This window comes from Bacillus sp. Root131 (assembly GCF_001429475.1).
Lineage (GTDB): Bacteria > Bacillota > Bacilli > Bacillales > Bacillaceae_G > Bacillus_A > Bacillus_A thuringiensis_S.
In genome coordinates, this window is sequence record NZ_LMJQ01000001.1 from 2,118,417 (window position 1) to 2,145,292 (window position 26,876).

Below are 26,876 nucleotides of genomic sequence, written 5' to 3' on the forward strand. Positions count from 1 at the left end.
TGTTTTTCATTCATACTATTCTTGCTCTTGCTCATCCAAAATCTTTTCAAACGCAGCAGATACTTTATCAAACTCTTCATCATTTTCAATGTATGAAAACTCATTATCTTCTTCTACTTTTAAAAAGAAAATATCAATGTCTTCCTCAGTTTCTGTTTGGATATCTTCAACAAAGGCAACTGCAATATATTCTGCGCCTTCGACATCCATCGCTCCAAGTACTTCTACTTCTTGCTCTTCGTTATTCTCATCACTAAGAGTAAACACTTCGCCAACTTCAATATCAGACATATTCATTCTCCTCCTGTTCGACTCTAAAAAATAGAGCGCTCAAACTGTATACATACTAATATATCTTTCCATGAAAAATCAAATTCATACATAAGAAAAACGACTGATAGTTCTTTAGTATAAGTATCCAGCTATTAGGAGCATTATTTGTGTGTGCTATATTACTTAATCCATTCAACAATTGTATCCATAGTCTGTCTTGTTTTATCACGCTTTGGCTCTTCTTTACGGTAACCAAAGGCAACCATAACTGATGCTTCAAAGTTATCGCCTTGTATAATGCCTTCTTGACGAAGTAAAGAATCTACTTCCTCTTTATCAAATCCTTCTATTGGACAAGAATCAATACCGATTTGAGCTGCGCTCGTCATCATATTACCTAAAGCAATATAAGTTTGTTTAGATGCCCAATCAAATACAGCACGATCGGATTGTAATAAGTTAAAATCTGTTTCCTGGAACTTTTTGAAGAATTCATATCTAATTTTTTGAGTGTCTTCAGGCAATCCAATAATATCGTTCATCATATATTTAATATACTCTGCATCATAGTGCATATCTTTAATGTTTCTTGAAAGAACAATGACGAAGTGGCTTGCTGTTGCAAGTTGCCCACCAGCGCCCCATGAATACGGTTGTAGTTTTTCTCTTAATTCTTTATTTTGTACGACAATAAATTTCCAAGGCTCATATCCAAAAGAAGAAGGAGATAATCTGCCTGTTTCTAAAATGAATTTAAAATCCTCTTCTGAAATTTTGTGTATAGGATCGAACTCTTTACATGCATGTCTGAAATGAAAAGCCTCCATAATTTTCTCTTTTGTAATTTCTTTTGTATTTGTCATAAAAGTTCCTCTTTTCGTTAATTTATTTTGTAAGTAAATTATATTTTTAAAGTAACATAGACACAAGTACGCACATTTTTGTGTTATAGTATCAAAAAAGATACTATTGGTAAGGGAAAGGAGTTATGATGGATTGTTCGAATGAAAATAATATAAATTACCCATTTCTAAATAAATATTCTTGTCCAGTTGAAGCTATGGTTGAGGTTATTGGTGGAAAATGGAAAGGGGTTATTTTGTATCATTTATTAGATGGTACAAAGCGGTTTAATGAATTAAAAAGATTAAAACCTAATATCACACAAAGAATGTTAACACTGCAGCTGAGAGAACTTGAAGCAGACGGCATCATCCATCGTGAAGTATACCGTGAAGTTCCACCTAAAGTAGAATATTCGTTAACTGAGCTTGGTGAATCACTACGTCCAATGATTCTATTAATGATGGAATGGGCGACTCATAATATGGAGAAAGTTTTGGAAAGTAGGAATACGAAAAATAATAGTTAAGAGTTGTAAAAATAAAAGGTGTTTTCCATACGTAAAGACACCTTTTATCCCGCATTAACGGGCAGTAAGATCCCCACCTCAAAATTCAGTGGAAGCAAAGAAGTTAGGTGGGGGATGAACAAAACCCCCACTGATTAAAGTTTCACTTTATTTCTATGTTTTTACTTTTTAACTTCAACTGCTGAAATTGCAAAGTCATTCAAGTTTACAGTTTTACCATACCAATCAGAGTGTTTGAAGACGATACCTTTACCATATCCTTCAGTTGAAGTACGATCCCATAGTGTTGTCGAATAGCTAGCAGTAGGGGATGCTGTACTTACAGAAGAAATTCTATTTTGCCAATTAGGAGGCAAATTTTTAAAACCGCTACTAAGAGAAAAATACTCGCCACCTTTATTTGCATGTTCATAGAAATCTGTACTATTAGGTCCGCTCCCTCCAACACCAAGGGGATTGATTGTATTATTCAACCTTTGTTTGTCTTTTTCAATAAAAGAATCTAAACTTTCTTTGTTCGAAAATCCATAAGATAACCAGTCTCCATTTTGATTTTGTTTCGGTAGAACTACAGTTATTTTTACGTCTTCCTTAGATGGAGCACCCAATTTGTTAAACGAATCTACAGTCTTTTCATCTACAGTTACATATTCAAAAGAGCTAATCGAATAATCCTTTTCGGTACTAGCTGATACTGACCCCAGTCCTCCAGTTAACGACGAAACAGTTAATAATGCACCTGCTACCAACTTTTTCAGCATGGATTCATCTCCTTAAAACTTAGATTTTTTACATAACTAAAATGTATGTTAATTTGAATGTATTATAAATATTTAGAAATTTATAAAAAATAAACAGAATATTCTTTTATTAGTCTTGAGTAAGGAAAGTAATTAAAAATGAAAAAAAGGTTTACTTAAAAAGTAAATCCTTTTTGCCAACCTATCTCAAAACTCTATGGATTAAAGTTTCATTTTATCCATCTATGAATCATACACTTCTTTTGCATTCATAGAAACAGCATCTAATAAAAGAAAAATGGCTGCTATCATATGTAGAAGGATTTCTATATAAGGAAAGAAGGCAACTAGAGTAACGATAATACCTATATAATGAGCGTACGTATTCATGCCTGCTTTTTTAGCTAATAAAATAGTAGTGATATGTAAAGCAATCAATAGTAGTAAAGGTATCCCATCTAGGTTAACAAGACTTGGAAATATATAATAGCAAGGAAGTAATAAAAGATGATAGATCCCTGTAGGCCACTTTAGTGCTTGTATGTAAGTTTTCAAAGTAAATCCTCCTAAAATAATTAATATCTATATATTACCAAAAAAGATAGGTGATTGGATATTAAACACTTGTGGTTTTTAGTATAATATAATTATTTTATGTTAACTAATTGTTTCCTTATCTATAAAATAGAAAAACCACCCAAACGAGGGTGGTTCGTATTATAAATAACTACTTAAAGAAGAAAGGGGAACCTTCACCTCACTACCTTCCTTCATATTCCGCAGCATAACGGTTTCTGTACTAAGTTCTTCTTCACCAATAATAAGCACGTAAGGGATATTCTCTTTATTGGCATAATTAAGAGCACGTTTTAATTTGCGTCCTGCTAGTTCGAGTTCGACTTTTAAGGAAGTGGTAGAACGTAATTGCTGGGCAATTTGTAAGCATTGTAATTCTGTCCCGAGTGGGATGATAAATACATCCGCTGTAGATGATATCGTTTCTTTCTGTGAGAGTGCTGTATAAATAACGTCTAAACCGAATGAAATACCGACTGTTGGATAGATAATATTATCGCCACGGAATGCCCCAATAATATTATCGTATCGACCGCCGCTACCGATGCTAGATGTAATCGATCCATCTTTTAAAAAGATTTCATATACGGTGCCTGTGTACATTGTAAGTCCTCGCGCTAAAAACGGATTGAATATAGCATTTTCATTTATTCCAAGAGCGATTAAATATTGCTGTAATTGTTGCAATTCGTTTACTCCATCGGCAACGATTGGAGTATTGAAAGCGTCTTTAAAGTCATCAATTGAAAGCTTTAGACAAGATAATACAGTATTACATATTGTATCAGCCATTTCTTTAGAAATTCCGCGCTCTAATACATCTTTTCGTACACCATCAATCCCAATCTTTTCGATTTTGTCTAATGATAAAATGACGTCACTTGTTAATTCAGTAGGGATGTTAATGGCCTGAAGAATACCATTTAACAGTTTTCGGTTATTATATTGGATCGTTATCTCTAAGTTTAATGTTCGGAACAGCTCAAACGCCATGCTCATGAGTTCCGCTTCAGCCATGACTGATTCTACACCGACTATATCAACGTCGCATTGTATAAATTCACGAAATCTTCCTTGTTTAATTGGCCCATCTCGAAATACTTTCCCAATTTCATAACGTTTAAACGGAAGGCGGATGTTCGGATTCATTGCCACGACTTTTGCGAATGGAATAGTTAAATCGTATCGTAAGGCAAGGTCACGTTTTCCTTGATCCTGAAGTGTATATATTTCTTTTAATATTTCATCGCCACCACCGTACTTGTAAGACATAAGCTCATACATATTTAACATTGGTGTCTCTAACGGTTTGCATCCGTATCGTTCAAATGTATCTTCGCAAGTTCTTTTAATTTTATTTCGCAGCACTTGCTCCTCTGGTAAATAGTCTTTCGTTCCTTTTACATTTTTCATTTCCATTGTAATCACTCCTTTTTTTAATTAAAAAAAGCTATGCAGGTATAAAAATACCCACATAGCTTTATGAACGCTTCGTGGGTCAACAGGAAAAGCCCTGTACCCACGAAGAAAAATTTTTCTTCGGATACACGGCGTTACGTATGATGATGAAGTTGGAAAGAAGTATTAAAATTTCGCATTGCAAATCTCTCCTTAACGTAAGTTTTTCCAAATTATATCAGATGATTTTTGAATTATCAATATTTTTAGTTTTGAAATATACGTGAAGTTATGTAGGAGAAATGGAAAAGGGTGTATAATAAAACTTAATAATATGAAATAACCTTTTAAGGAGAACGTTATGAAAAAAGATAAAACAAATGCGATGCGAATATTAGATAAAGAAAAGATCGAATATTCGATGATGTCATATGATCCAGACGATGGGAAAATTGATGGCGTATCAGTAGCCGAGAAAATTGGACGAGAAGTGAGAGAAGTATATAAAACGTTAATCGCTCAAGGGAATAGTAAAAATTATCATGTGTTTATCATCCCAGTAGATGAGGAATTAAATTTAAAAGCTGCCGCAAAAGCAGTAAGTGAAAAGAAGATTGAAATGATTCCTGTAAAAGATATTACGAAAGTGTCAGGATACATTCGCGGTGGTTGTTCACCAGTCGGAATGAAGAAGTTATTTTCTACATGTATCGATGAAAGCGCCCAATCACTTGAAACGATGATCGTAAGTGGCGGGAAGATTGGTATACAAATTGAGCTGAAAGTGGATGACTTGGCGAAAGTGGCGAGAGCGCAGTTTGGAGAGGTAACGAAGTAAATATACATATAAAAAGAAGTTCTAGTTTTATGGGACTTCTTTTTATTTTAGGAAGATTTTCATTAACGATTGCTGTAGGATAAACTAGTTTAGTATATATTTTTTTTACGATGTAAGTTATTTGGGAAGGTTATTTTTTTATCGGATTTATCTTTAAAAACGAACATTTTTAAAAACTTAACAAAAAATGTTCATGTTTTAATTGCGCGCACACTAATAGTTTGTTATATTATCCATATAATAATTTTGAATAACATCACTCGTATATACTCGGTAATATGGTCCGAGCGTTTCTACCTAGTTCCCAATGAAAGAACTGGACTACGGGTTAAAGTATTCGGCCGTTCTATGCTAATGAGCGCTACCGATCTATAATTTGGCATTTGTTTTATCTTTTGCTCAATTAACTTTGACTACCGTAGTTCTAGAAAGTAGAGATTCTTCTACAATTTCTAGAACTTTTTTGTTTGGACCAAAAGCATCGAGTATAGAAAACACAACAAGAGAAAGAGGAGAGATTATTTATGAAGAAGAATACGTTGAAAAAATGTGCTGCCCTAGTAACTACTGTTGCATTGTCATTCTCGATACTTGTGGGATGTAATGCGAGTCCGAAACAAGTTGAGGAAAAAAGCAATCAAAAACCTATCTTAATTCAAGGGCCAATGCCGATAGAAGCAGAAAAGTTTGCGAAAAGGCTAAAAAATGTGAAAGAAGAAAAGTCTGGAACTTTTGTATTTTATAAAGGAACTGTCGACAATTATCCTGTAATCGTTGCGAAAACAGGTAAAGGAATGGAGAATACAGCAGCTGCTACAGCGGTGGCTATTGAAAAATATAAACCTACAGCAATTATTAACCAAGGAACATCAGGTGGACATGATCCAAATTTAAATGTATTTGATATTGTATTAGGAAAACAAGTTGCAAATATAGGTTCATTAAAAACAACAAATATGGATGAGAATCAAGGAATTGAGCCGACAAAATGGATATCTATGGACTTAATGGCTTCTGAAGGAAGTGCAGGAGAAGATCCAAATGCTGAGAAAATCCGATACTACGAAGGAGATAAGGATTTACTTGCAGCAGCTAATGCGGTAAAAGATAAATATACAAAAGGTAAAGTGGTTGAAGGTACTATAGGCTCAGCAGACCTTTGGAATAATGAAGTAGATAGAATTAAGTGGTTCCATACAAAATACGGTACATCTGTAGAAGAAATGGAAGGAGCTGCTGCAGCTCAAATCGCGAAAGCTTATGATGTCCCATTTTTAGGGATTCGAGTATTATCTAATAATAAAACAAACGGCGGGAAATATAACCCAAATACAGCAGCCGCAAATCAAGAATATGTATATGAAGTAGTTAAAAAATATATAGATTCAATGCAAAGTAAATAGTAGTAGTTCTGCTCCAGCATAAACGTCAAGTAACTGTAAATGTTTTCGAGACGGATAAACTTGTCTTAGGAATGGTAGTTGAAAAAAAAAGCTTGTTTCTTATAGAAAATATAAGAAACAAGCTTTTTTATTTAAAATAAATTGGGTAATTAAACTATAACGTCAATATATACCGTTGAATATCATAATAATATAATGGGGGGATGTTATATGGCACTTACTACAGGACCAATTGAAAACGTAGGAAATCAACCTGCTAATGCAAATAGAGTTAGGGTAAAGATCCTTAACCGTACTGCGGGCCCACTTACTGGAGTAGCTAGAGTTTTTAGACTTGACGGTTCATTAGTATTAATTGAACAGGTAAACTTCAATGTGAATTCTAGTGCTTCTACTTTTGCAACTCTAAGTTTAGTTCATCCTGCTTTTGGACAAGCATTTGAATATGAAGTTCAAATTGTTCCTAATCAACCTGGTGGACTATATAGTGTTTATGGACTAACAGCTGACAGTGTTATCATTACTGCACAACGTGTTGTGAACTCAGAATTGACACAGTTTCTTTAATTAAAATAGATTGGTGCCTACATGGTATCCAATCTATTTTTGTACGTATTATTCAGAGAAAGAAAGGTTTTACACAAAAATAAAGACAGTTATAGAAAAGGGAAAAGTCGAGCTATCATCTTGATTTTTATTATTTCTGTCTTAGATTGTATCTGTTTTGTGGCATGGTTTTCTTTGAATGCTTTTTATTCAAACTGTTTTTTAAAGTATTTATCAAATATGCATTATTGCATAAATAAATTTAAATTTATAAGTTAATATTAAACTACTTTTTAATTGTAAAGAATATTTTAATAATCTTTATAAGAGAAGGATATTCCATGTAAAAAGTGAAATTGTTTGGAATGTGAATAAACAAAAAGTTTAGAAGTGATACAGACTGGATAGAGTCGTGTATTAAATAAACAGAAAAGGGGTATGGATTTCTAAAAGGTTTCGGGGGTTAGAAAGCACTTTTTAGTGAATAGCTTCAAATTATATTTTAAAGGGGAATGGGTATATGAAGTTTCGAAATACAAAGATTGCTATGATTACACTATCTTCATTTTTTATTTTAGGTTCTGCATCGCTATCATTCACAGATACTATACACGGTGAAGTAGCTCCTGCATCAGCACAAGAGATTATTGTAAAAAGTTATGACGATACATATTATAATAACGCAATAGGAAAAACGGGGTTAGAATTAAAGAAGGAACTGCATAATATTATTGATAATCATACAAAGTTATCATACAGTGCGGTTTGGGAAGCACTAAGAGATACTGATGAAGATCCAAATAATAAAAATAATGTGTTACTCTTATATACTGGTCGTTCGCAAGGGAAGCTTACGAATGGATCAGGAGTAAATAACTGGAACCGAGAGCATGTTTGGGCAAAATCTCACGGTGACTTTGGAACGACTGCAGGACCTGGAACAGATCTACATCATTTAAGAGCGACGGATGTATCTGTAAATAGTTCACGTGGAAATCTGGATTTTGATAACGGTGGTGTAAATCATTCTGAAGCGACAGAATGTAAATATGATAGTGATTCTTGGGAACCTCGTGATAGTGTAAAAGGAGATATTGCTAGAATGCTGTTTTATATGGCTGTTCGTTACGAGGGGGACAACGGCGAAATAGATTTAGAACTAAATGAAAAAGTGAATAACAATAAAGATGCATACATGGGGAAACTATCTGTTTTATTAAAATGGAATGAACAAGACCCGGTCGATGATTTAGAGCGAAAGCGTAATGAAGTGATTTTTACAAAATATCAACATAACCGCAATCCTTTTATTGATCATCCTGAATGGGTAAATAAAATTTGGAACTAAGATTTTTAAAGGTATTATATTTTGATAAAAGGGATTGATCATTATGATCAATCCCTTCTTATATGTTTACTAGAATAAATGATTTTTATAGGATTGAAGAGGAGAATAGGATAGATATTTTATCAAGTTAAGTATATATGGGTATTTTAGTACGGTCCCCACTCAATATTCACCCCAATAATAAGAAAAACAAGTCCAATGATAAACCAAATGAATGCAAGTGGAGCCATGAATCGAATCCATTTGCCGTAAGAAATGCCGCTTGCTGCGAGAACGCCCATTAAAACACCGGAAGTTGGATTTAAGCAGTTGACTACACCTTCTCCAAGCATAACAGCCTGTACTGTAACTTGGCGTGTAATGTGCATGAAATCAGCTAATGGAGCTAATATCGGAATAAAAATAACCGATTCTCCTGTCCCGGATGAAATAAGGAAATGTAATGCGGCACTACTTACGTACATACCGATAACACCAAATACAGGGCTTTGTCCTTCGAGAGCTTGTGCGAGTTGGTTAACAATTGTATCAAGCAATTTTCCTTGTTCTAAAATGACTGAAATACAACGAGCCATTCCAACGATTAAAGCACCATATATGAGATTTTGGCAGCCCGCTAGAAAAGTAGAAGCGATATCGTTTGCTTTCATGCCACCTATTATTCCGGCTGTAATTGCTATGAAAATAAAAGTAGCGGTCATTTCTGCGTCCGTCCAATGTAGACGAAAAGCGCCTATTAAAAATGCAATTAATGATAAAGCTGAAACGAGTAAAATTAATTTATGACGTATAGTCCAAGGAACTTCTTTTTTCTCTGTTTCTTTTTCGCTTGAAAGAGCGTTACTTGGAAACCAGTTATCGCCAAGAATGCTTCCTTTATTCGATTTTTTCAAGCGCTTTACATACCAATTTATATAAAGGATAGTGGCAAGTAAAAAAGATATATAGATTGCGGTGCGTAAACCAATTCCGGAAAACATCGGAAGTTCTGCAATCTTTTGTGAAATGCCTAAAGGTGAGGGAGATAAAATAGTAGCATTAAAGCCAGCATAAGTACCTAAATAAATAATTGCTACACCGACGATAGCGTCCCATTTCAATGTGCGTGCAACGATGATGCCGATGGGGATAAAACCGATAACTGAATTAACGATAATGCCAGTCGTTCCAAGAATAGAAAAAAGTGCAGCAACGATACAAATGAAAAGTAATTGCTGATTACGAAATTTGTTAATAACATGATAGATTAAACCGTCAAGGGCACCTGTTTTTTCAAGAATTGCAATGGCTCCACCTGTAAATAAAATTAGAAAGATAATAGGAGCAGCAAGTGTCATTCCTTTTTCAATAGCGGTAAAAAAAGAAACAAATCCTACGGGTGATTGCGGAACAGAATGGTAGCTACCTGGTATTGTTGTTGTAACGGTCCCGTTTGTAACCCTTTTAAATTCTCCAGCAGGAACGAAATACGTAGCAATGGCGCAAAGTAAGGCAATAAAAAATAGTAGTACGTAAGCATCAGGCATTTTAAACTTTTGTTTACTAGGTTGTTTTTTTGCCTCAGTTTGTATTTGCATAAAATCCCTCCTTCTTCACTTGGTTAATTTTTAATATTCTGAATTTAATCTGTGAAATAGATTATAATAAAGGTGGCTTCTTAAGGCAATAGTTTTTGTATCCTTTCCCGTACATACAAATTATTGCAATATTAGACAGGGAAACGATAATAAGCCAAGAATATGTTATGTAGAAAGAAAATGGAAAAGAGGGAACAAGATGTGGAAAACTACAGATCTATGTGATGAATTTGAAAAGGAATTACAAATATGTCGCCAGCCTTTTCGGTCTTTTGGGAAGAAAGAACAATTCCACGGGAAAATTGCAACTGTAAAAGTGAAAGATGATAATGTACTAGTGAAGGAAGGATTGCAAACATTACCAGAAGGAACAGTATTAGTTGTTGATGGCGGAGCGTCTAGGAATTGTGCGTTACTTGGTGATAATTTGGCAGCTATTGCGGAAGAAAGAAAGCTAGCAGGAATTATTGTGAATGGATATGTTCGTGATTCTAGTGAACTAAAGAATATTAATATTGGTATTTTAGCGTTAGGGACAATGCCAAATAGAAGTGTGAAAGAAGGAAAAGGAGAACGAAATATTTCATTGCACTTTGGACAAGTGGATTGGAATCCAAATGAATATGTCTATGCGGATGAAGATGGCGTCATTATTAGTGAAAAGAGTTTACATAGTTAAGAGTTAATAAGTTATTATTCTTAGAAAATAAATCCGATAAAGCATGGACAAAATTCTTTGTCAATAGTAAAATAATACAGAAATTTAAAATTTACAGAATGTATAGGTTTATCGTTTTACGATAACTTAAATGGAAGTAAGTTGTGCCGAGAAAAGTGAATGTTATCACAATGATACGTTCATAAACAAAATTATTTTTCCTATACAAATATAGCCGCGAATAATGCGGGTAGGAGGTGTTGTACATTTTTGTTCGACACTTACAAAAAGAGAGTGTCAATCGCACGCCCTTGAAGGGCCTTTTTTTGTGTAAATGGTAGTAAGGGAGGAAATTTTGGGATGGCAATGTTGAAAAAGTGGCTGCTTACGTCGTTAATGGCAGTGACACTTGTATTTGTTTCTTTTGCGAATACAGTACATATTACGTTTGCTGAAGAAAATACAGCAAAACTTGCAATTATTGGGGAATCACAAAAAGGCATTATGTTATGTCCGAAAGAAGAGCAAATTAAAGATGGGGAAACAGCTTTAAGTTTGCTGCAAAAGGTCATGGGGGACAAGGTAGAATCTGAAACGATGTCGTTTGGAACATATGTAAAAGGCATCGATGGTTTAATGGCCGGGGCTACAAGTGCTTGGCTGTATGATGTAAATGATAAGTCTGCAGAAGTCGGAGCAGATAGTTATAAATTAAAATCTGGAGACGTTGTTGTCTTTCGTTTTGTTTCAGACTGGAGCAATATAAGCCAGGAAACATTGAAAGAAACGTTAGATAAGTTCGGAACGTGTAAAACAGAAGAACCTAACGGTGGCAAAACAGAAGAACCAAAACCAGAAGGTCAAGATGATAAAATGCCAGATGAGAAAAACCAAGGTGACCAAGACGGTAAAACGCCAGATGAGAAAAACCAAGGTGATCAAGATGGTAAAACGCCAGATGGGAAAAACCAAGGTGACCAAGACGATAAAACGCTAGATGGGAAAAACCAAGGTGACCAAGACGATAAAACGCTAGATGGGAAAAATCAAGGTGAACAAGATGGTAAAAAACCAGAACAACCACAGCAAGAGAACATTCAAGTTCCAAGTGCACAATTAAACGAAGCCATTTCTAAAACATCAGATAAGATGTTACAAGATGGAATTGAAAGTGATTGGGTAGCTGTAGCGCTTTCTCGTTCTGGAAAGAATGTGCCAATTGAGGCAAAATTAAATTATGTTAAGTCAGTAACTGAAAAAGTAGAAAAGCGTATTAACCGTTTTTCAGCGACAGATTTAGCTAGAACAATTATTATGATGAATGCAATGAGTGCAGACCCTAAAAATGTAGGTGGACATAATTTAGTTCAAAAATTGTATGAGTCAGATAAAGTGAATTCTGTTACAGGTTATGTATTTGCTTTACTTGCATTTGATACGAAGAAGTATGAGATTCCAGTTGAATCAAAATGGAACAGAGTTGCTCTAGTGGAAGCACTGTTAAATAATCAGCATACAGACGGTGGATGGACTTATAATAGTTCAGGTAGTAAAGATAGTGCTAGTAGCGTTGATGTAACAGGTATGGTTTTATCAGCATTAGCTCCTTATCAAGAGCGATCAGATGTGAAACCAGCTATACAAAAAGCTGTTGCGTATTTATATAACGAACAGCTGCAAAATGGCGGTTTTTCAGCTGATGGACAAGAAAATTCAAATAGTACTGCGCAAGCAATTATTGGATTATCGCTTGTTAAAGATGTAGATCAAAACCGTCTTCATAAGGCAATGCAAAACCTATTATCATATCAACTTTCAAATGGTGAATTTAAATGGTTACCAAGTGATCAAAATGGTAACGGAATGGCTACAGAACAGGCTCTTTTAGCATTACTTCAATTTAAGGAAATGGGAAAATCTATTTATGATTGGTCTAATGTAGACGCTGGTGATGTAATTAAGCCAAAACCGGTTGAAGAGCCAGAAAAGGTCGTTGAACCAGAAAATAATGTAGTAGAAAAAGAAGTTATTGAAGAACCGAAAGAACAAAAACAAGTACAACAAGAAACAAAAGCTGAAAATCTAAAAGTAGTTGTAGATAACGAACCGGTTAAGGATAAAAAAATCGGAAACGGTAACAGTCTACCAAAAACAGGAGCATCTTCTCATAGTGCAGCAACAGAAGTAGGTATGGGTGTATTATGTATTGCTTCTGCATATGTATTATGGAGACGTAAAGCAGCTTAACAAAAAATTAGGAGCAATTATTTGCTCCTAATTTTCGTATGAAAGGTGAGAGATAGGATGAGTAAGGTGAAATGGTTCATTTCTTTACTGCTTTCGCTCGGGCTACTTGCCGGATGTGAAGAGGCAGCTGTAAAGCCTGAGAAGAAGGTAGAACCGAAGCAAGAAGAGGTAGCGAAACAAGAAGAACAAAAAGATGAAGCGAAGCCGGAAGAAAAAACAGAAGAAAAGCAAGCTGAATCAGAGCAAAAAGAGAAACAAGAACAAAAAGTAGAAGAGAAGCCGAAAGAGGAAAAGCCGCAGGCACAACCAGAGGTAAAGAAAGAAGAGAAACAACAGGAACAACCGAAAGAACAGCCGGCTGTAAATAAGCAACCAGAGCAGCAACAAGCGCAAGAAGAGAAACAACAACCGAAAGCACCAGAAGTAAAAGAAGAAGCAAAGGTTGTGAATCAGCCGAAAGAAACACCGAAGCAGGAGCAAAAGAAAAAGTCAGAAGAGAACAATAGTGTACCAGCTCCACCAACACCGGTACCACCACCAAACCCAGTGCCACCACCAGTACCACCAGTACCTAAAGCAAAACAAGTAACAATCTCGGTAAAAGGAAATAACGGATATATAATGGGTGCGAAAAAGATGGATGTACAAGAAGGCGATACAGTGTATAAAGTATTGCAACGTACAGGATTAGATGTTGATGCAAGCGGATCTAGAGATAGTATTTATGTAAAAGGTATTAATGATTTATATGAAAAAGATATTGCGGATACTAGTGGATGGAAATATCGTGTGAACGGTGCTTTTCCAAACCATAGTGCTGGTGTAGCTACGGTAAAACCAGGAGATACAATTGAGTGGGTATACGTATTACAATAAGAAAGGCATTCGGTAAAGGGCTATGAAAATAAGTTTTTCTTCTTTACATCCTTTTGTGAATTTTTTCTATTATATCGGGGTGATGATACTATGTATGATGTGTCTTCATCCTCTTTTTTTAATTGGAGCAATAGTATTAATTGTTATTTTAAATGTGATGCAAGGAAATAGCGAAAAGATAAGAAAGATGCTACCGAGCACAATTGTTTTCTTCTTTGTGGTAATTTTATTTAATTCGTTATTAACGCATAGAGGTCGAACTACGTTATTTTGGTTAGGTGATAGCCGTATTAAGCTTGAGGCGATTATGTTTGGAATAGTAATGGGGTTATTACTAGTTGCAGTTATGTTTACCTTTGCGTCATACAATGATATTATTTCCAGTCATAAATTTTTATATTTGTTTTCAAGAATTTCACCGAAAGTTGCATTGTTAACGATGATTACAGTGAGATTTGTTCCTTTGTTTATAAGGCGATTAAAGAAAATCACACTCGTTCAAAAGACGAAAGGTGTGCAGGTAGATTCAGGTTCGATAATTGAACGCGTCAAAAATGGTATGCAATTGCTGCAAGTATTATTAATTTGTTCATTAGAAGATGCACTGCAAACGGCAGATTCTATGCAAGCTCGTGGATTTGGTGTAACGAAGCGTACGACGTATATTCGCTATAGAATGGAAAGGCGCGATTGGTATACGCTCAATTATTTAATCATTCTATTTATAGCTGCTATTGTATGTAGTAATTATAGCGGGGGGAAATTGATTATTTATCCGAAAGTTGAATCGATTCTATTTCAGCAATACGATGGGATGATGTTTGTCGTATTTACGATGTTTATTAGTTTACCAATCATAATGGAAGGGAGAGAATGGATATGGTGGCGCATGCAGAAATAAACAATTTATCATTTGTATATGCTGATGAAAATGAAAAAGCGTTACAGCATATTTCTCTTTCTGTTCAAAAAGGTGAGTTTATTGCACTTGCTGGAGGATCGGGATCTGGGAAGACGACGTTATTAAAACATTTTAAAAAGGAGTTACTTCCAATTGGTACGCGTTCTGGAGAGATATTTTATGAGGGTGTTTTAATAGAGGAAGTAGCTAATTTGTTATCTGCCCAAGAAATTGGGATGGTATTTCAAAACCCAGAAAACCAGATTGTTATGGATACAGTGATTCAAGAATTAGCATTTTCTTTAGAAAATATCGGATTACCATCACATATTATTCAAAAAAGAATAGCAGAGCTTATTAGCTTTTTAGGATTTCAAGATTTATTGCATCAATCTGTTCATACGTTATCTGGTGGGCAGAAGCAGCTTGTCAATTTAGCTGCGGTATTAGTTATGCAGCCGAAATTGCTATTATTAGATGAACCGACAGCGCAGTTAGATCCAATCGCTGCAAAAGAGTTTTTAGGATTATTAAAACGGATTAATGAAGAACTTGGAATTACGATTATTTTAAGTGAACATCGTTTAGATGAAGTTATCCCGCTTGCAACACGCGTTGTTTGTATGGATAATGGCTGTATTATGTATGATGGTAGTCCTAAAACTGTTATTACGAATATGTGGGGAGTAGAAACATTCCGTCCATTTATTCCGCAAATTCCAAGGCTATTTTTAGAGTGGAATGTGAGAGATATTCCGTTTACGGTGCGAGAGGCGCAAATGAAAATGAATAATTTTTCAGCGATATCATATGTAAATGAGCCAATAGCACAAAGTGAAAAGCAAGAGGTAATTTTAAGCGCAGAGCATATTTCGTTCCAATATGAAAAAAATAGTCCGCTTATTTTACGTGATTTATCAGTTTCGATTGAAAAAGGAAAATGGGTAGCGCTCGTTGGGAAGAACGGTACAGGTAAGTCTACACTGTTAACGATTTTAGCGGGATTGCAAAAAGCGAGAAGAGGGAAAGTAAAGTGGAATGGGAAAGTGATACATAAAATTGATTCGAAAGAACGATTTAAAAGTATTGGGTATGTATCGCAGCATCCATATTATCATTTTACATTTGATACAGTGTGGGAAGAAGTGTATGAACGTGCACGTGAATTATACGGAGAACAAGGAAAAGAAATAGCAGAAGATACGCTAAAACAGTTTTGGTTGTATTCGCTTAAAGAACGCCATCCGCACGATTGTAGCGGAGGAGAGCAACAACTTCTTGCATTATGTACGACGTTATTATCAAAGCCGACTTTATTATTACTTGATGAACCGACAAAGGGGTTGGATCCATGGAAGAAAGAAAGAGTAGGAGAACTATTTAGGAAGCTACAAAAAGAAGGTACAACAATTGTAATGGCAACGCATGATATTGAGTTTGCAGCGAAATACGTGGATCAATGTATGATGTTATTTGATGGAACAGTCATTATGAATGATGCACCGAAAGAATTTTTTAGCGGCAACTTCTTTTATACAACATCTATTAATCGATTCATTCGAAAAGAATTGCCATATGCATTAACGTGGGAGGATGTGTACGAAGCGTGTCCAAACGATATGTTGCATTTATAATATGTATCTTTGCAGTAATAATCGGCACATTACTTCTTACGACACTTGTCATGGACGGTTATTACATGTTAAGTAGTTTGTTTATATTAGCAGTTATTATGTTACCTTTCTATATCCGTTTTGAAAGAAAGGCGTTTGTTTCACGTGAAATTGTTCTCGTTGCTGTATTAGCGGCAATTGCAGCAGTAAGCCGGGTGCCATTTTCTATTTTACCAAGTGTACAACCAACTTCTTTTGTCATTATCGTTTCTGCAATTGTATTTGGAAGTGAAACTGGTTTTATGATTGGTGCTACAGCAGCAATCATATCCAATATTTTTTTAGGACAAGGTCCATGGACACCGTGGCAAATGTTTTCATGGGGCATGATTGGTTTTATAGCAGGTCTACTTCGTAATACATTTTTTATGAAAAAGCTATGGGGAAGACTTTTTTACGGAGTAATTGTTGGCTTTTTATTTGGCTGGATTATGAATTTCTGGGGCCTTCTCGGTTTTATACGAGAAGCAACGTGGGAAACTGTCATTTCGTATTATATCGCAAGTTTTTACTTTGATTTGAGCCATGCGATTTCGAATGTTATTTTCTTATTACTATTTAGTACTTCATGGATTACGATTCTTACAAGATTTAAAAAGAAATACGGTATATTAGATGAGCATAACGTGACATAGAAAAGCATACTCATATAAGGTAGGGTCGCGACTTACATATTCGTTTGCCTCTTTCATGCTTCTTACATATTGTAAGGAGCATTTTTTTGTCAAAAAATTGATTTAATATGCATCCGTTATTATATAAAATTATTTGTATAATGGTAGGTGAGAACTTTTTTCAAAAGTGAGGTGTATAGTTAATGAAGTTAGTTATTCCGAAGCAACATGGTGCATGGGCCATGCTTGTTATTCCTTTTTTATTAAGTGTCGTACTTGGGAAACCTACTATTTATCATATTCCATTGTTTTTAGCGTGGTTTTTTATCTATTTAGCCACGTATCCATTTCTTACGTACATAAAGCAAAGACGAAAAAAAGAGTTTTTACAAGCTGCCATTGTTTATTTCAGCATTGCGTTCCTATTTGGGATGATTTCTTTATTATATGAGTGGCGAATTCTTTTATTCTTAATAGTAATGATTCCATTATTTATAGTGAATATGTATTACGCCCGTCAAAAAAATGAAAGAGCACTATTAAATGATATTTGTGCAATCATTGTGTTTTGTATCGGTGGGTTAATTAGTTATTACTTTTCAATGAAGCAAATCGATCATACAGCTTTATTCATTGCACTTATTTCATTTTTATACTTTTTAGGTAGTACGTTCTATGTGAAAACGATGATTCGTGAAAAAAATAACCCGAAGTATCGTCTTATATCTTGGGGATATCATATCTTATTAACGATAATTGTATTTGCGATTAATCCGTGGTGTTCTCTTATTTTTATACCAAGTGTCATTCGAGCAATTGTGTTGTATGGCAAAAAAATTTCTATTATAAAAGTAGGAATTTTAGAAATTGCTAATTCTGTATATTTTTTAATCATAACGGCAATAATTATGAAGTATGCCATTTGAAAAAACTTCCCATCAATAGATGGGAAGTTTTTAATCTTTTTCTAAAATGTGAACGGTGTACTCGCAACGTTGAATAGCTTGTTCAACAGCATAAAGTGATTGTTCAATACGAGCGCGATTAAAATCTTTTTCAACTGTTTCGAGCGCTTCTTCTAAACAATTTTTAGCTTCTTGTAATGATTGAAAAGAATCTTGTACATATCCGCGAGCATTTTGATGCATTTCATAATCCTCCTTGCATGTTCGTATATGGGTAGTATGAACAGTAAGGAAGAAAATATAATTTGTTATATTTATTATATTTGTTTGACAATTAAAGTGGAATTACGTATAGTAAGAATTAAGTGAATATTTTCTTATCCAGAGAGGTGGAGGGACTGGCCCGATGAAACCCAGCAACCGCGATGCAGGTGCTAATTCCAGCAGAACATATTTGTTCTGGGAGATAAGACGAAGATATATACGTAACTTCTTCTTATCGGAGAGGTTTTTTTATTGCAAAAAAACCGATTACGAAAATTTATATTAAGAAGAAAGGGGTTGCGCATTACTGTGACACTCGAAAAATACGTAAAACTGCGTAGTACAGTTTATGAATATATGATAGAGCAAGATAAGCCGATATCATTGTTAGATATTCAAGAACATATCGTTTCGCATCATGAAGGAAAATTCACGAAAAAGATGTTGCATCAATTTTATTTATCAAGATTATTAGACGAACTAAAACTGGATGGGAAAATTACATTAGCTGATGAATATCTCTATGCTGAAAAAGGTGTATTGTATAAGGCGAGAAAAGGGAGCTAAGCTCTCTTTTTTTCTTAAAATAACGGAGTATGTAGAGTAAAAGACTGCTAAAGCAGCCTGATACAGGGAATGGTGTTGAGTGTGTAGTGTCAAAAATTGAATGTGCCTGAAAGAGGCAATTCATATCGGCTGCAAATGAAAAGAGACACCTTCGCCGAATAGGTGTCAGTCGTTTTGTCACGTAGACTTGCTATTTGACAGTTATTAGAATAACATGCAGGGGCTCTAGAAGTCAAAAGGGAATTAAAGGAAGAGGTGTTGTTATGTATGCTTATTTAATAAAAGAACTATATAGGCATATTCCGAAATATATTATTGATAGAGGATATGAATATTATGAAGATGGACATGTAGAAGATGTTGAAGTACATGATAATAAAGTATTTGCTTTTGTGAATGGTAATGCAGGAAATTATGAAGTCGTTATCGACCTCAAAGATTTTTCAGAAAGTAACTGTGAGTGTCCCTATGAAAATTATTGTAAACATATGGCGGCAGTTGTTTATGATATTCAAGGCACTGGTGAGAGTGCAGTTAAAGAGAAACTGAAAGATTTAGAAAAGGAAGAGTTACTTACTGTATTAAACCGTTTATTACAAAGTTCGAAAAACGTGCAAATTGTAGAGAAGTTGTTAAAGAAGGGGAAACTTTAACTTATAGAGGGAGTTGTTATGTAGTGAATGTACTAATTGTATACGCTCATCCTAATCCTTCAAGTTTTAACGCGGCGATTTTAAATCATGTGCAAAAAGGACTACAGGAAACAAATCATTCAGTTACCGTACTTGATTTATACAAAGAACAATTTGATCCAGTCCTCGTGTTTCATGAAGAGAAGAAAAGACGTGATTTAGTAAATGAAGAGGAAACAGCTCGGTACAGAACGTTAGTAGAAGAAGCAGATACACTTCTATTCATCTATCCAATATGGTGGTGGGGGATGCCAGCAATTTTAAAAGGATTTATCGATCGTATTTTCGTAGCTGGATTTGCTTATAAATATGAAGGGGCTCTGCCGAAAGGATTATTGCAAGGGAAAAAAGCATGGGTTATTAATACGTTAGACTCGCCTCTATGGTACGTCGCATTGTTATATCGATCAGCAGATTGGATTATGATGAAGCGAGGTGTTTTACGTTTTTGTGGCATTCGCGATATAAAACGGTCAGTGTTTCAATCTGTGAAAACGAGTAAAGTATCAAAGCGTGAAAAATGGTTATTACAAATAGAAGAAAAGGCTCGTACATTATGAATGAAGTCGACCGTATTATAAACTGTGTTCAGTATGATGGCGAACTTTTTCGGAAGTATGTTACGCGTTTACTTCAATTGAAAAAATGCAGCGATACATTTCAACAAATTCAAATTGAGTTAAGAAATGACTACTTGATAAGAGGAATTTGTGAAAGAGAAGTTGATGAGGTAGTACGGGGAAGTAAAGAATATGAAATGCATTTTCTTCCTAAAGTATTACAGTGGAATTTTTTGAGGGAAAATCCATATCTAATTGAAAAAGTGTGTGAAGATTTTTTTGCGTTTGAGGCATTACATCTTAAGGACGTAGAGTGGAATACAGTTATAAATTGCATGGGAAATAAATGATTTATTATGTAAAAAAACTAGTATAAAACTAGCTTTTCGTTTAAATAAATAAGAAGTATAGACTAAATGATAAAACCCGCATATAGTAAGTTCACAACACAAAATCCCATAATGTCACGAGCACCTAAACCAGCTATCGCTAATGCTGGTAATGCCCAGAAAGGTTGAAAGGAACGGTATTTGAATATTGATCTAGTTGATTAATATGCAGCAAGTGCAAAAGGATTTTATTTTCTTTTGTGGAATGTTATTTATATTTACCTTATTAAAATTTAGAAAGGAGAATATTTATGAAACATTCCTTAATGGAGACAAATTCAGAACCAGAAAAGAAAGAATCGTTGCTTACACGATGTGCAAATATATTTTCGAGATGGTCTCAGAAATATGTCCCGGATGCCTTTGTTATTGCAGTGCTGCTCACTTTATTTACTTTCATTATAGCTTTGTTGATGAATCCCTCAAATCCGTACAAAATCGTAAAATCTTGGGGGGATGGGTTTTGGACTTATTTAACGTTTACAATGCAAATGGTATTGCTAATGGTTACAGGGATGACGTTAGCTTCTGTCCCGTTTATTAATAGAGCCTTGCAGTCTGTTGCAAAGTTAGCCGATACACCTCAAAAGGCCTATACGATGACATTTTTGATCAGTGCAATTGCATACTATATCAATTGGGGTCTAGCCGTAGTTGTGGGAGCTATCATTGCAAAGGAAGTAGCAAAAAAGAATGCGAATGCACATTTTCCATTACTTGTAGCAGCTGCTTATGCTCCGACAGCCTTATATAGCGCAGGTCTCTCCAGTTCTATTGGCCTGACAATTGCCACAAAGGATCATTTTCTTGTAGATATGATTGGAATTATTCCTACCTCACAAACAATCTTTAGTTACTCTACTTTAATTATTTTTTTCACTCTATTCATCACGATGCCAATTATTATTGTACTTATGGCTCCTAAAAGTGGGATTATCAGCTATAAAGCAATCGAAACTGATACAAATTCTTTTGTAAAACCTCCTCAAAAAAGTTTAACTCCTGCGGAAAAACTGGAATGGACACCAGTTTTAGGAATAATATTAGGCGCAATCGGCACGTTGTATTGTGTTTATGAATTCATGAACGGTCATAGTTTAGATTTAAATATCATTAATTTGTTTTTCTTGTCACTTGGTTTGCTCCTACATGGTTCTCTTGGTAACTTTGCACAAGGATTCAAAGAATCTGCGCAATCCATTTCTCCAATTATCTTACAGTTTCCATTTTATGCAGGGATTATTGCTGTTTTAGGTAGTTCAGGTTTGGGAAGCTCAATCATTGAATGGATGGCATCCATTGCGTCAAAGGATACATTTGATATATTTACATATTGGTCAGCGGGGCTGGTAAACTTATTGGCGCCATCTGGCGGGGGGCAATGGGCTTTACAAGGACCACTGCAGGTCCCGGCAGGATTGAAGTTAGGTGTAGATCCGGCTACTATCGCTATGGCGGTAGGTTGGGGGGACGCATGGACAAATTTGATTCAGCCGTTCTGGGCATTACCTCTTTTAGGTGTGCTGGGATTGAAAATTAAAGACATTATGGGTTATTGTTTCATTCTTTGCATTTGGGTTGGCATAGTTACAAGTTTATTGATGTTATTTGTATATTAGCTTTAATAGGAATGCCAATACTATCAAGTAATACTATTAAAATGAAAAAACCTATTCTTTCTATAAATATATAGGAAAGGATAGCGTTTTTTTATGTCTATTCTTGTATCTGATGAATTACAATTATTTGCTTAAGAATTTTAAAGATTGTTATCTTCAAATATCTTACGAGAGATTACTAGGGATGTTGGTTTTGTGCAACAAACAGATAGGTACCAAGCAAGTATTTAGTTACTTTATATGCTTGGATGAGTCAAAATACCACTAAAACTTCTTTCACATGTATGGAATGTACGGTTTTTTTATCCACAAGCTGTTCTTTATCAAGCTCAGCATGATGATCACCATTAACATTATGGTTGAAAGTATACAATATGGTATGGCAGAACCGAGAGTGTTGGAAGTACTACGAGAACTGTTGGACATTATTAATAAGCGACAATAAAAATTTTTTCCTGAACGCAAGAGGAGTTTTTTATTGGGAATAGTAAGGATGAGGGGAGGTGCATTACATATGGGAAAAGGTAGAAGTAATAATGCAGGTAAAAAGCAACCAAATTTCGATGATTCATCTAATTTCGCTAAACAAAGCCAACCGACAGAAAAGAAGAAGAAATAAAAAAAAGGATCTCTCTATATCAAGAGAGATCCTTTTTTACTATATTGACGTTTTAGCACAACAGATCGAGTGTTCAATTGAATAGTCATAACTGTGCAAGGTTTAAACTCCTGCTTCCACTACTGTGGAAGCTTTTCTAAATGATGTGCAATATCAATATACATATTTGAATAAACCGAATGTATTTCATTACTTGGCGTTGCGTTAGAAGAGAAATGAACGATTACCATATTTGCTTTCGGATCGATGTAAAGTGTTTGTCCGTAACTACCTAACACTTCGAAAGCACCTTGTTCATTGTGGGGAATCCACCATTGATTATGATAAGAAATAGAAGCGCCAATACTAATTTCAAGTTCACCTTCTTGTACATTTTTTACACTTTCTGTAATAGAAGAAGGGAGAATTTGTTTTCCGTTATATTCCCCGTTGTTTAATAGTAATTGCCCGAATCTCGCCATATCTCTAGCAGTTGCATTTAAGCCAGCGCTTGCTTGTTCTATTTTCATTTCATCTGTAACGTAATACGCGTTTTCTTCCATACCAATTTGAGACCAAATTCGTTCGCTTACATTTTCAGCTAGTGATTTACCAGTAATAGTTCTAATAATCCAAGCAAGCGTTTCTGTTGATCCGTTATTGTAAGAAAAGGAAGAACCAGGCGGTGCAGTTTCTTCGGCTTCCCGTAACATATCATAAATTTTCATCGGACCGTCGTAATTTTTGCCGCGGGGTAAAATATTGCTAGCTAAATATAATTGTGCATCTTGATTTTCTAGCCCAGGTTGCTCATATCCATGAGTAGGATATTCAGCTGAAACTTGCATGTCCATTAATTGCTGAAGTGTGGCATTACCGAACGGTGTGTTTTTTAATTCTTTTATGTAAGTGTCAGCTGTTTTTTCTAAGTCAATACGTTTTTCTTCAGCGAGAGATTGTATAATTGCCCCGGTAAAGACTTTTGCTAATGATGCCATACCATGAGGTTCATTCTGTTTATACTCATTGAAATATCGTTCGTAAACAAGTTGTCCATTATGTACAACGACAAAAGCATCTGTTTTGTTATCGTCTAAAAGTTTTTTTAGAGGAGTTGTATTTCCGAATCTACGCTCCACAGCAAAATCATCTAAGTTTTGCAATGCGGAAGGGAAGTGAGCAATTTGGTCAGGATTGTTTTTTACGTTATTAACTAAAGTGAATTCTTTCATATGGGTATATGACCAACGTAAGTAAGGGTCATTTAACCAGTTTTCTTTTGTCACATTATGTTTTGATGGGGTCGTTTTATTTTGTTTGAAGTAAGTAAACCCAAGCCCTGTAATTACAAATATGAATGTTAGTATAAGTAAGAGTAGGGGAGATCTTTTTAGTTTCATATATGGCCCTCCTTTTTATTTCTACTATAAGTATACGCTCGTCTTGAAAGAAATACAAAATAAGGAAAGTAAACGGGGAAGTTTACTTTCCTTATTAACGTTAAGCGGAAATTTTTCCGTCTGTAGGTTGTTTCTTGAATTTTTGTTTTCGTCCGTGTAATCCGTAATATAAAAGTAAAGTGAACGCAACGATAATAGCTGCGATAAAATACATATTATGATAACTGGATTTCGCTGCGACAATACCTAAAATGAAAGAACCAAAACCAATACCACTATCAAAGAATGAAAAATACGTAGCTGTCGCAGAACCACGTCTATGGTTTGGGGCGGCAGAAATTGCAATCGTTTGGAAACTCGGAATTAATGTTCCGTAACCTAAACCGATTAGCATACCTGCGCCAAGGAACCAAAATGAAGTTTGTGCTTGGCTTAATATGAACATTCCGATTGTGAAAATAATGATTGCAGGGTAAACGAGTACATTTTCACCGAAGCGATCAAAAATCTTTCCTGTAAATGGACGAGAAATGACAACAACAAGTGCGTATACAATAAAGAAGTAACTTGCAATTTCACTTAAACCGAGTTCTTTCGCATAAATAGGAATAAAGGATAAAATACCACTATAAGAAAAGGCTAAAACAAATCCTGTAAGTGCAATCGGAATAGAAGATGGTTCGATTAAGTCTTTCCATTTCATTTTTTCACGTTTTTGTTTGCTAACAGGTGCTTCGTGAGGAATATCGACAAGTAGCCCTAATAAAAATGCAAGTAATGAAAATACGGAACAAACGATAAATAACACAGTAAACGAAAAATGAGAAATAATTGTTAAACCTAAAAAAGGACCAATTACCATTGGCAGACTCATAAATACGCCGAAATATGCAAGTGCTTCGCCTCGTCGATGAGCTGGCGCAACATCAGTTACAATCGTACCAGTAGCTGTCGTTGCCATCCCGAACCCAATACCGTGTAAGAAGCGAAGGGCAAGTAATAAGAATAAACTTTGCGCACCGAAATACATAACAGTAGCGGCTAAAAATAATGAAAGTGAAATAAATAATATTTTCTTTCTTCCTAAATCATCGAGCCATTTTCCTGTGAATGGTCTACATAAAACAGAAGAAATAAGAAACACAGTTGCAACTAAACCAATTTCCTCAGGTTTTCCTTTTAGGCCGTCTATTACATAGACAGGCAGAGTAGTCATAAGCATGTAAAATGTTAAGAAGAGAAATAGACTACTAAAACAAGTTCCGAGGAAATCCTTCGTCCAAAGTTTCTCACTTTGCATCGTCATCCCTCCAATTTAATCTAAATTTTTAATAATTTGTTGTAACATTTGAAATGCTTGATGTAAATCATCTTCGTTAATACCTTCTAGCGTTTTTTCTTCGAAAGTGTCAACTTCTTCTTGCCATACTGGAATCATCTTTATCGCTGTTTCGGATAAAGAAATAAGCTTCTCGCGGCGATCTTTACCTTCTGTACGAATAATCCATCCCATCGTTTCCATACGTGTTAACGTACGAGTCATCGTTGGTGATTCAACATTTAAATACTGGCATAATTCTGTTTGCGTACAAGAACCAGTTTGATTAATGCGGAAAATAACAGCCCATTGCGCACTAAATAACCCTGTTGGAGATACACGTTCATTAAATTTCTTCGTAAACTTTCGAGAAGTCTGGCTGACGATGTGAAAAAAATGTTGTTTTTCGTCCATGTATTTTGATCCTTTCAAATTAGTTACCTAGCTAACTATATACTTTTTTATAATAATTGTCTAGTAATAGACATGTTGATTTATGTAAAAAATTCTTATAGGTTTTATGTTGCGAACGTATATTCTACGTGCTATTCTTTAATTAAGTAAAGAATTTTCTTTCTATTAAATAGAATGGGGGAACTTGTGATGATTAAGCCTGCAACAATGGAGTTTGTTTCACTATCGAACGGAGAAACGATTGCATATCAGGAAGTTGGAAGGCGAAATACAGATATTCTTGTACTCATTCACGGGAACATGACATCGTCACAACATTGGGATTTAGTCATTGAAAAGTTGCAAGATCAATACCATATTTACGCTCTTGATTTAAGAGGGTTTGGACAATCAACGTATAATCAGTCCATAGATTCATTACAAGACTTTGCAGAGGATGTAAAATTATTTATCGACGAGTTAAAGCTAGAGAAATTCTCATTAATGGGCTGGTCAATGGGCGGTGGCGTTGCGATGCAATTTACAGCGAACCACCCAACTTTTGTAGAAAAGTTAATTTTAGTAGAATCAGTAGGAATGAAAGGATACCCAATCTTTAAAAAAGATACGAATGGGCAGCCGATTGTATCAAGTTTAGTAAAGACGAAAGAAGAAATTGCGCAAGATCCAGTACAAATCGCTCCAGTATTAGACGCGATAAAAAATATGAACAAACTATATTACCGTACAGTATGGAATCTATTAATATATACGCATAACCAACCTGAACCGGACCGTTATGAAAAGTATTTAGATGATATGTTAACGCAACGTAATTTCGTAGATGTGAATTATGCGCTCATTACATTTAATATTTCAGATGAACATAACGGGGTTGTAGGGGGAAGTAAGCAAATTCATCGTATTAAAGCGCCAACACTCGTCATACAAGGTGATAGAGATTATGTCGTACCGCAAGTAGTCGGTGAGGAATTAGCGAAACATTTGCCAAATGCAGAGTTGAAGGTATTAGAAGATTGCGGACACTCGCCGTTTATTGATTGTTTAGATGTATTTATAAAACATGTAGAGGATTGGTTAGAACAGAAATAATCCCCGAAATGAGAAGTG

At 35.0% G+C, this 26,876-nt stretch carries 28 protein-coding genes, 1 pseudogene and 2 riboswitches; of the genes and pseudogenes, 18 read left to right on the forward strand and 11 right to left on the reverse strand.

What is annotated here, in order from left to right; genetic code table 11:
- Positions 1–15 precede the first annotated feature (15 nt).
- Entirely contained in the window at positions 16–297 is a 282-nt protein-coding gene (locus tag ASE54_RS10645; RefSeq protein ID WP_002005464.1) for a DUF1292 domain-containing protein, read from the reverse strand.
- A 155-nt stretch (positions 298–452) separates the two neighbouring features.
- On the reverse strand, positions 453–1,136 hold the full coding sequence (locus ASE54_RS10650) for an NAD(P)H-dependent oxidoreductase (RefSeq protein WP_000185604.1): 684 nt from the start codon (positions 1,134–1,136) through the stop codon (positions 453–455).
- A 128-nt stretch (positions 1,137–1,264) separates the two neighbouring features.
- Between ASE54_RS10650 and ASE54_RS10655 the strand changes: the two genes are divergently transcribed.
- Positions 1,265–1,645, forward strand: a complete 381-nt coding sequence (locus ASE54_RS10655; RefSeq protein WP_000340656.1) for a winged helix-turn-helix transcriptional regulator — start codon at positions 1,265–1,267, stop codon at positions 1,643–1,645.
- Between the two features lie 161 nt (positions 1,646–1,806).
- Here the strand turns inward: ASE54_RS10655 and ASE54_RS10660 are convergent, their stop codons facing one another.
- From ASE54_RS10660 to ASE54_RS10670, 3 genes are all read right to left on the reverse strand, one after another.
- Positions 1,807–2,406 (reverse strand): hypothetical protein, encoded by a 600-nt coding sequence (locus ASE54_RS10660; RefSeq protein WP_000914419.1) that lies wholly within the window; start codon positions 2,404–2,406, stop codon positions 1,807–1,809.
- A 222-nt stretch (positions 2,407–2,628) separates the two neighbouring features.
- On the reverse strand, positions 2,629–2,940 hold the full coding sequence (locus ASE54_RS10665; RefSeq protein WP_000860703.1) for a hypothetical protein: 312 nt from the start codon (positions 2,938–2,940) through the stop codon (positions 2,629–2,631).
- 162 nt (positions 2,941–3,102) lie between these two features.
- Positions 3,103–4,380, reverse strand: coding sequence for a histidine--tRNA ligase (locus ASE54_RS10670; RefSeq protein WP_000425333.1), 1,278 nt, complete (start codon positions 4,378–4,380; stop codon positions 3,103–3,105).
- A gap of 340 nt (positions 4,381–4,720) precedes the next feature.
- On the opposite strand from ASE54_RS10670, the gene ybaK reads away from it, so the two are divergent.
- From ybaK to ASE54_RS10690, 4 genes are all read left to right on the forward strand, one after another.
- A complete protein-coding gene (gene ybaK / locus ASE54_RS10675) occupies positions 4,721–5,197 on the forward strand; it encodes a Cys-tRNA(Pro) deacylase (protein ID WP_000710859.1) in 477 nt (158 codons plus the stop codon).
- Positions 5,198–5,437: 240 nt separating this feature from the next.
- Positions 5,438–5,541, forward strand: a riboswitch (purine riboswitch).
- A gap of 180 nt (positions 5,542–5,721) precedes the next feature.
- A complete protein-coding gene (locus ASE54_RS10680) occupies positions 5,722–6,600 on the forward strand; it encodes a 5'-methylthioadenosine/S-adenosylhomocysteine nucleosidase (RefSeq protein ID WP_000742458.1) in 879 nt (292 codons plus the stop codon).
- A gap of 210 nt (positions 6,601–6,810) precedes the next feature.
- Complete coding sequence (locus ASE54_RS10685) at positions 6,811–7,167, forward strand: hypothetical protein (RefSeq protein ID WP_001229428.1); 357 nt, start codon at positions 6,811–6,813, stop codon at positions 7,165–7,167.
- Positions 7,168–7,666: 499 nt separating this feature from the next.
- Entirely contained in the window at positions 7,667–8,494 is an 828-nt protein-coding gene (locus ASE54_RS10690; RefSeq protein WP_000672181.1) for an endonuclease, read from the forward strand.
- A 146-nt stretch (positions 8,495–8,640) separates the two neighbouring features.
- Here the strand turns inward: ASE54_RS10690 and ASE54_RS10695 are convergent, their stop codons facing one another.
- Positions 8,641–10,071 (reverse strand): SLC13 family permease, encoded by a 1,431-nt coding sequence (locus ASE54_RS10695; protein ID WP_001166977.1) that lies wholly within the window; start codon positions 10,069–10,071, stop codon positions 8,641–8,643.
- Between the two features lie 199 nt (positions 10,072–10,270).
- On the opposite strand from ASE54_RS10695, the gene rraA reads away from it, so the two are divergent.
- From rraA to ASE54_RS10730, 7 genes are all read left to right on the forward strand, one after another.
- Positions 10,271–10,750: a ribonuclease E activity regulator RraA gene (gene rraA / locus ASE54_RS10700; RefSeq protein ID WP_000266028.1), complete on the forward strand. Its 480-nt coding sequence runs from the start codon at positions 10,271–10,273 to the stop codon at positions 10,748–10,750.
- Between the two features lie 339 nt (positions 10,751–11,089).
- Positions 11,090–12,976 carry a DUF4430 domain-containing protein gene (locus ASE54_RS10705; RefSeq protein ID WP_001241059.1) on the forward strand — a complete coding sequence of 629 codons (1,887 nt, stop codon included), beginning with the start codon at positions 11,090–11,092 and terminating at the stop codon, positions 12,974–12,976.
- A gap of 57 nt (positions 12,977–13,033) precedes the next feature.
- Positions 13,034–13,852, forward strand: a complete 819-nt coding sequence (locus ASE54_RS10710; RefSeq protein WP_000048884.1) for a DUF4430 domain-containing protein — start codon at positions 13,034–13,036, stop codon at positions 13,850–13,852.
- A gap of 22 nt (positions 13,853–13,874) precedes the next feature.
- Positions 13,875–14,753 carry an energy-coupling factor transporter transmembrane component T gene (locus tag ASE54_RS10715; protein ID WP_003258018.1) on the forward strand — a complete coding sequence of 293 codons (879 nt, stop codon included), beginning with the start codon at positions 13,875–13,877 and terminating at the stop codon, positions 14,751–14,753.
- Entirely contained in the window at positions 14,726–16,387 is a 1,662-nt protein-coding gene (locus ASE54_RS10720; RefSeq protein WP_003258016.1) for an energy-coupling factor ABC transporter ATP-binding protein, read from the forward strand. The genes ASE54_RS10715 and ASE54_RS10720 overlap by 28 nt, the downstream gene beginning before the upstream one ends.
- On the forward strand, positions 16,360–17,061 hold the full coding sequence (locus ASE54_RS10725) for an ECF transporter S component (RefSeq protein ID WP_000044906.1): 702 nt from the start codon (positions 16,360–16,362) through the stop codon (positions 17,059–17,061). Before ASE54_RS10720 ends, ASE54_RS10725 begins: the two co-directional genes overlap by 28 nt.
- A 182-nt stretch (positions 17,062–17,243) precedes the next feature.
- Positions 17,244–17,966: a YwiC-like family protein gene (locus ASE54_RS10730; RefSeq protein ID WP_000779995.1), complete on the forward strand. Its 723-nt coding sequence runs from the start codon at positions 17,244–17,246 to the stop codon at positions 17,964–17,966.
- A gap of 30 nt (positions 17,967–17,996) precedes the next feature.
- Here the strand turns inward: ASE54_RS10730 and ASE54_RS10735 are convergent, their stop codons facing one another.
- Positions 17,997–18,188: a hypothetical protein gene (locus ASE54_RS10735; protein ID WP_000554032.1), complete on the reverse strand. Its 192-nt coding sequence runs from the start codon at positions 18,186–18,188 to the stop codon at positions 17,997–17,999.
- Between the two features lie 131 nt (positions 18,189–18,319).
- Positions 18,320–18,418: riboswitch (SAM riboswitch) on the forward strand.
- 100 nt (positions 18,419–18,518) lie between these two features.
- Between ASE54_RS10735 and ASE54_RS10740 the strand changes: the two genes are divergently transcribed.
- The 4 genes from ASE54_RS10740 (at position 18,519) to ASE54_RS10755 (ending at position 20,378) form a co-directional block, all read left to right on the forward strand.
- A complete protein-coding gene (locus ASE54_RS10740) occupies positions 18,519–18,776 on the forward strand; it encodes a hypothetical protein (RefSeq protein WP_000171476.1) in 258 nt (85 codons plus the stop codon).
- A gap of 263 nt (positions 18,777–19,039) precedes the next feature.
- Positions 19,040–19,429 carry an SWIM zinc finger family protein gene (locus ASE54_RS10745; RefSeq protein WP_000271475.1) on the forward strand — a complete coding sequence of 130 codons (390 nt, stop codon included), beginning with the start codon at positions 19,040–19,042 and terminating at the stop codon, positions 19,427–19,429.
- Between the two features lie 23 nt (positions 19,430–19,452).
- Positions 19,453–20,028, forward strand: a complete 576-nt coding sequence (locus ASE54_RS10750; protein ID WP_001101653.1) for an NAD(P)H-dependent oxidoreductase — start codon at positions 19,453–19,455, stop codon at positions 20,026–20,028.
- Entirely contained in the window at positions 20,025–20,378 is a 354-nt protein-coding gene (locus tag ASE54_RS10755; RefSeq protein WP_001006485.1) for a hypothetical protein, read from the forward strand. Before ASE54_RS10750 ends, ASE54_RS10755 begins: the two co-directional genes overlap by 4 nt.
- A gap of 62 nt (positions 20,379–20,440) precedes the next feature.
- Here the strand turns inward: ASE54_RS10755 and ASE54_RS33965 are convergent.
- Positions 20,441–20,545: pseudogene (locus tag ASE54_RS33965) on the reverse strand (TIGR00366 family protein); the annotation flags it as partial.
- A 123-nt stretch (positions 20,546–20,668) separates the two neighbouring features.
- Between ASE54_RS33965 and ASE54_RS10760 the strand changes: the two are divergent.
- Positions 20,669–22,036, forward strand: coding sequence for a TIGR00366 family protein (locus ASE54_RS10760; RefSeq protein ID WP_000682890.1), 1,368 nt, complete (start codon positions 20,669–20,671; stop codon positions 22,034–22,036).
- A 738-nt stretch (positions 22,037–22,774) separates the two neighbouring features.
- On the opposite strand, the gene ASE54_RS10770 is transcribed toward ASE54_RS10760, so the two are convergent.
- From ASE54_RS10770 to ASE54_RS10780, 3 genes are all read right to left on the reverse strand, one after another.
- Positions 22,775–24,034 carry a serine hydrolase gene (locus ASE54_RS10770; RefSeq protein ID WP_000769540.1) on the reverse strand — a complete coding sequence of 420 codons (1,260 nt, stop codon included), beginning with the start codon at positions 24,032–24,034 and terminating at the stop codon, positions 22,775–22,777.
- A gap of 100 nt (positions 24,035–24,134) precedes the next feature.
- On the reverse strand, positions 24,135–25,334 hold the full coding sequence (locus tag ASE54_RS10775; protein ID WP_001190320.1) for an MFS transporter: 1,200 nt from the start codon (positions 25,332–25,334) through the stop codon (positions 24,135–24,137).
- Between the two features lie 15 nt (positions 25,335–25,349).
- The gene (locus tag ASE54_RS10780) at positions 25,350–25,766 is read right to left on the reverse strand and encodes a MarR family transcriptional regulator (RefSeq protein WP_000343679.1); all 417 of its coding nucleotides are present in this window, start codon (positions 25,764–25,766) and stop codon (positions 25,350–25,352) included.
- 189 nt (positions 25,767–25,955) lie between these two features.
- Here ASE54_RS10780 and ASE54_RS10785 point away from each other — a divergent pair, with 189 nt between their 5' ends.
- Positions 25,956–26,858 carry an alpha/beta hydrolase gene (locus tag ASE54_RS10785; protein WP_000594882.1) on the forward strand — a complete coding sequence of 301 codons (903 nt, stop codon included), beginning with the start codon at positions 25,956–25,958 and terminating at the stop codon, positions 26,856–26,858.
- Positions 26,859–26,876: the final 18 nt, after the last annotated feature.

Bases quoted from the DNA above. Each gene is read 5' to 3' on its own strand.
- ASE54_RS10715 (WP_003258018.1), top strand. From the start codon at position 13,875: ATGAAAATAAGTTTTTCTTCTTTACATCCTTTTGTGAATTTTTTCTAT.
- ASE54_RS10735 (WP_000554032.1), bottom strand. From the start codon at position 18,188: ATGCATCAAAATGCTCGCGGATATGTACAAGATTCTTTTCAATCATTA.
- ASE54_RS10770 (WP_000769540.1), bottom strand. From the start codon at position 24,034: ATGAAACTAAAAAGATCTCCCCTACTCTTACTTATACTAACATTCATA.
- rraA (WP_000266028.1), top strand. From the start codon at position 10,271: ATGTGGAAAACTACAGATCTATGTGATGAATTTGAAAAGGAATTACAA.
- ASE54_RS10705 (WP_001241059.1), top strand. From the start codon at position 11,090: ATGGCAATGTTGAAAAAGTGGCTGCTTACGTCGTTAATGGCAGTGACA.
- ASE54_RS10730 (WP_000779995.1), top strand. From the start codon at position 17,244: ATGAAGTTAGTTATTCCGAAGCAACATGGTGCATGGGCCATGCTTGTT.
- ASE54_RS10745 (WP_000271475.1), top strand. From the start codon at position 19,040: ATGTATGCTTATTTAATAAAAGAACTATATAGGCATATTCCGAAATAT.
- ASE54_RS10780 (WP_000343679.1), bottom strand. From the start codon at position 25,766: ATGGACGAAAAACAACATTTTTTTCACATCGTCAGCCAGACTTCTCGA.
- ASE54_RS10660 (WP_000914419.1), bottom strand. From the start codon at position 2,406: ATGCTGAAAAAGTTGGTAGCAGGTGCATTATTAACTGTTTCGTCGTTA.
- ASE54_RS10695 (WP_001166977.1), bottom strand. From the start codon at position 10,071: ATGCAAATACAAACTGAGGCAAAAAAACAACCTAGTAAACAAAAGTTT.
- ASE54_RS10680 (WP_000742458.1), top strand. From the start codon at position 5,722: ATGAAGAAGAATACGTTGAAAAAATGTGCTGCCCTAGTAACTACTGTT.
- ASE54_RS10785 (WP_000594882.1), top strand. From the start codon at position 25,956: ATGATTAAGCCTGCAACAATGGAGTTTGTTTCACTATCGAACGGAGAA.
- ASE54_RS10690 (WP_000672181.1), top strand. From the start codon at position 7,667: ATGAAGTTTCGAAATACAAAGATTGCTATGATTACACTATCTTCATTT.
- ASE54_RS10670 (WP_000425333.1), bottom strand. From the start codon at position 4,380: ATGGAAATGAAAAATGTAAAAGGAACGAAAGACTATTTACCAGAGGAG.
- ASE54_RS10720 (WP_003258016.1), top strand. From the start codon at position 14,726: ATGGATATGGTGGCGCATGCAGAAATAAACAATTTATCATTTGTATAT.
- ASE54_RS10710 (WP_000048884.1), top strand. From the start codon at position 13,034: ATGAGTAAGGTGAAATGGTTCATTTCTTTACTGCTTTCGCTCGGGCTA.
- ASE54_RS10645 (WP_002005464.1), bottom strand. From the start codon at position 297: ATGAATATGTCTGATATTGAAGTTGGCGAAGTGTTTACTCTTAGTGAT.
- ASE54_RS10655 (WP_000340656.1), top strand. From the start codon at position 1,265: ATGGATTGTTCGAATGAAAATAATATAAATTACCCATTTCTAAATAAA.
- ASE54_RS10760 (WP_000682890.1), top strand. From the start codon at position 20,669: ATGAAACATTCCTTAATGGAGACAAATTCAGAACCAGAAAAGAAAGAA.
- ASE54_RS10650 (WP_000185604.1), bottom strand. From the start codon at position 1,136: ATGACAAATACAAAAGAAATTACAAAAGAGAAAATTATGGAGGCTTTT.
- ASE54_RS10755 (WP_001006485.1), top strand. From the start codon at position 20,025: ATGAATGAAGTCGACCGTATTATAAACTGTGTTCAGTATGATGGCGAA.
- ASE54_RS10775 (WP_001190320.1), bottom strand. From the start codon at position 25,334: ATGCAAAGTGAGAAACTTTGGACGAAGGATTTCCTCGGAACTTGTTTT.
- ybaK (WP_000710859.1), top strand. From the start codon at position 4,721: ATGAAAAAAGATAAAACAAATGCGATGCGAATATTAGATAAAGAAAAG.
- ASE54_RS10685 (WP_001229428.1), top strand. From the start codon at position 6,811: ATGGCACTTACTACAGGACCAATTGAAAACGTAGGAAATCAACCTGCT.